3 protein-coding genes are annotated in these 3,522 nt (G+C 31.9%); all 3 read left to right on the top strand.

Annotated features, from left to right (window positions below):
• Positions 1-776: 776 nt before the first annotated feature.
• The 3 genes from F6K40_RS10265 to F6K40_RS10255 all read left to right on the top strand — a co-directional run bounded on the left by F6K40_RS10265 (position 777) and on the right by F6K40_RS10255 (position 2,598).
• Positions 777-1,178, top strand: coding sequence for a sulfotransferase domain-containing protein (locus F6K40_RS10265; protein WP_365670932.1), 402 nt, complete (start codon positions 777-779; stop codon positions 1,176-1,178).
• Between the two features lie 93 nt (positions 1,179-1,271).
• On the top strand, positions 1,272-2,048 hold the full coding sequence (locus F6K40_RS10260; RefSeq protein ID WP_293135036.1) for a sulfotransferase family protein: 777 nt from the start codon (positions 1,272-1,274) through the stop codon (positions 2,046-2,048).
• Between the two features lie 202 nt (positions 2,049-2,250).
• The gene (locus F6K40_RS10255) at positions 2,251-2,598 is read left to right on the top strand and encodes a sulfotransferase domain-containing protein (protein WP_365670929.1); all 348 of its coding nucleotides are present in this window, start codon (positions 2,251-2,253) and stop codon (positions 2,596-2,598) included.
• Positions 2,599-3,522 lie beyond the last annotated feature (924 nt).

Below are 3,522 nucleotides of genomic sequence, written 5' to 3'. Positions count from 1 at the left end.
TTCTAGCGTCTCTCGAAATTCCCATTTATCTTAACTACTCTCTATTTCCTAAATCAGACAGAGAAATTTGAGCAGCAGGAGTATTTTTTGCCGGAAAGAAAAATCGGGAAAATTCGACTTAGTTGAGCAGATCAAAGTAGAAAAATTCAGGAACAGTTTTTCCTTCTAGCGTCTCTCGAAATTCCCATTTATCTTAACTACTCTCTATTTCCTAAATCAGACAGAGAAATTTGAGCAGCAGGAGTATTTTTTGCCGGAAAGAAAAATCGGGAAAATTCGACTTAGTTGAGTAGATAAGATTGGCAAAATTCAGGAACAGTTTTTCCTTCTAGCGTCTCTCGAAATTCCAATTTATCCTGACTACTCTCTATTTCCTAAATCAGACAGAGAAATTTGAGCAGCAGGAGTATTTTTTGCCGGAAAGAAAAATCGGGAAAATTCGACTTAGTTGAGTAGATAAGATTGGCAAAATTCAGGAACAGTTTTTCCTTCTAGCGTCTCTCGAAATTCCAATTTATCCTGACTACTCTCTATTTCCTAAATCAGACAGAGAAATTTGAGCAGCAGGAGTATTTTTTGCCGGAAAGAAAAATCGGGAAAATTCGACTTAGTTGAGTAGATAAGATTGGCAAAATTCAGGAATAGTTTTTCCTCCTACACTCTCTCTAAATTTCCATTTCTCCTAACTACTCCCTATTTCCTCAATAAGACAGAGAAATTTGAGCAGCTTATTTAATCCTCTTGTTGCTCAAATAGTTTACAATTTATATCCTTAGATCAAGTTAATTGTTATACTTATAAACCCCATAGATAGAGAAATCCAACACTATCAACATGAAATTAAATTAGGTTATGAATCTCTGAGTTTTAAAGAGGCGATCGCTCAAGAATCTAATCGTCTAGAAGGTGAAGTGGATAAAATTATAGAAACAGAAACTTATGGTAGTTTTAAGCATCAACACTTTAGTTATGTATCTCCCAGTAGATATATTGAGCAACTTGAAAATTGGATTAAATTTTTCCCCAGAGAACAACTTTTAATTCTGGAAACTGAAGAGTTATTAGAGCATTCTCAAGCAACTATGAACCAAGTATTTTATTTTCTAAATTTGCAGTCACAATATGTAGATTATTCTCTAGATATTAACCAGGAAAAAACAATTGATATTGACTCATAAATATATCAGAAGTTAATTGAATACTTTCAACGATATAACCAAAAATTAAATAAACATCTTGGCATCAACTTTAATAAAAGATTCCACAATTATATGAACATAAAAATCAATAACAACAAACCAAATTTTTTGATAATTGGAGCGCAGAAATGTGGCACTAATTCCTTATACAACTATTTAATTCAACATCCTTTAGTTGCTCCATCCTTACAACATGAAATTCATTACTTCGACTTGAATTTTGACAAAGATTTAAAATGGTATCGAGCGCAATTTCCCGAATTAGAACCAGGAATAATTACTGGAGAATCAAGTCCTTACTATTTATTTCATCCTTTAGTAGCTCAAAGAATTTTTGAGAAATATCCTCAGATGAAACTAATTCTTATTTTAAGAAACCCAGCAGAAAGAGCTATTTCTCATTACTACCATGAAGTAAGATTAGGATATGAATCTTTAAGTTTAAAAGAAGCGATCGCTGCCGAACAAACTCGTTTACAAGGGGAAGTTGATCGAATCATTCAAACAGGAAGATATTATAGTTTTAACCATCAACATTATACATACAAAGCAAGGGGAATATATATTGAACAACTCCAAAATTGGATGAGCATTTTTCCCAAAAAGCAATTTATTATCCTCAAAAGTGAAGACTTATTTAGCAACCCTCAAAAAACTATGAACAAAGTATTTCAATTTTTGGAATTACCTGCATATTCCTCAGAAAAATATCTTCAATATAATTCTGGCAATTACTCACAACCTAGTGCAGAAATATATCAGGAATTAGTAGAATATTTCCAACCCTATAATCAAAAATTAGCTGAATATATAGGAATTAATTTTCACGAAATTCAAGCAGATAATTAAATTCACAAAAGTAATCAGGAACAAAGGATATTGCTGACTCTCATCTCCTAAAAAACTAAAAATTATAGGATATGAATCTTTGAGCTTGAAAGAAGCAATCGCTGCCGAACAAACTCGTTTACAAGGAGAAGTTGATCGAATCATTCAAACAGGAACATATTATAGTTTTAACCATTAACATTATACATACAAAGCAAGGGGAATATATATTGAACAACTCCAAAATTGGATGAGCATTTTTCCCAAAAAGCAATTTATTATCCTCAAAAGTGAAGACTTATTTAGCCACCCTCAAAAAACTATGAACAAAGTATTTCAATTTTTGGAATTACCTGCATATTCCTCAGAAAAATATCTTCAATATAATTCTGGCAATTACTCACAACCTAGTGCAGAAATATATCAGGAATTAGTAGAATATTTCCAACCCTATAATCAAAAATTAGCTGAATATATAGGAATTAATTTTCACGAAATTCGTAAGCATTCAGCGTTTAGCTATCAGCTTTATTACCTTTCAGATAAGAAAAAGGAATTTAGAAAGCAATAAGCGAGATTTCACATAATTAAAAGTATGGGTAAAAATCCATCAGTTAACCTTAATAGTCTATCGAATTACATCGTTCATTAAAAAGCTGTTTGCGTAGCATTCCGCAGGAATATCTGACTGCTAATAGCTGAATACTTACCTAAATTCAAAAAAAGTCATCAGCAATAGGAACAAAGAAATATTGCTGACTCTCATCTCCTCATAACTAAAAATTATAGAATTTTGAGTTTAAAAGAGGGGATCGCTACCGAACAAAATTGTTTACAAGGGGAAGTTTATCAAACCATTATAGTTCTGGAAATTACTCACAACCTAGTGCAGAAATATATCAGGAATTAGGAGAATATTTCCAACCATACAATCAAAAATTAGCTGAATATACTTGAATTAACTATAAAGTCTTAAATTTATCAATTTGATAACTCAATTTTTGCCAAAAGCAGAGTATAAATTAGGCAAATATTACTTTTCTCTATCAATTTTTCTAGGATTTAAAAAAAATCCCACACTTCCCACACTCGCACCCCATAGTGTCAATTATTAAAAAGTTTCTTTTGAGGAGGGAGCGCTCCTCATCCTCCCGAAAATTAACTAACTTTCCCACCTATCAAAAATTATAGAACCCCCAAATTTTTCCCATTATCAAATCTTTCCATCTATTGCTCCTTAGTGTAGAGATACAAACATTTTCATTCTCTGAAGCTCCTGAAAAAAAATCGGCGCGTCAAAAGATTTTCCGTTGCATTTTTACACAAATTCTGATATGCTAAAGATTAACTGGGGTTGCTCGCCTATACGCATGACTCTTTATTCAACCAAATTTTTTACTCAGAGACAATAAAGTATTCAAGAATTTTCGTAAAGAGCAATAACAGAAATATTTTCATCTTGTCAGAGTTTCTCATATATATGCTTGTTTTTGCC

The sequence above is a fragment of the Okeania sp. SIO3I5 genome (assembly GCF_010672085.1).
Classification (GTDB): domain Bacteria; phylum Cyanobacteriota; class Cyanobacteriia; order Cyanobacteriales; family Microcoleaceae; genus Trichodesmium.
This window is presented reverse-complemented; position numbering and strand designations above follow the sequence as displayed.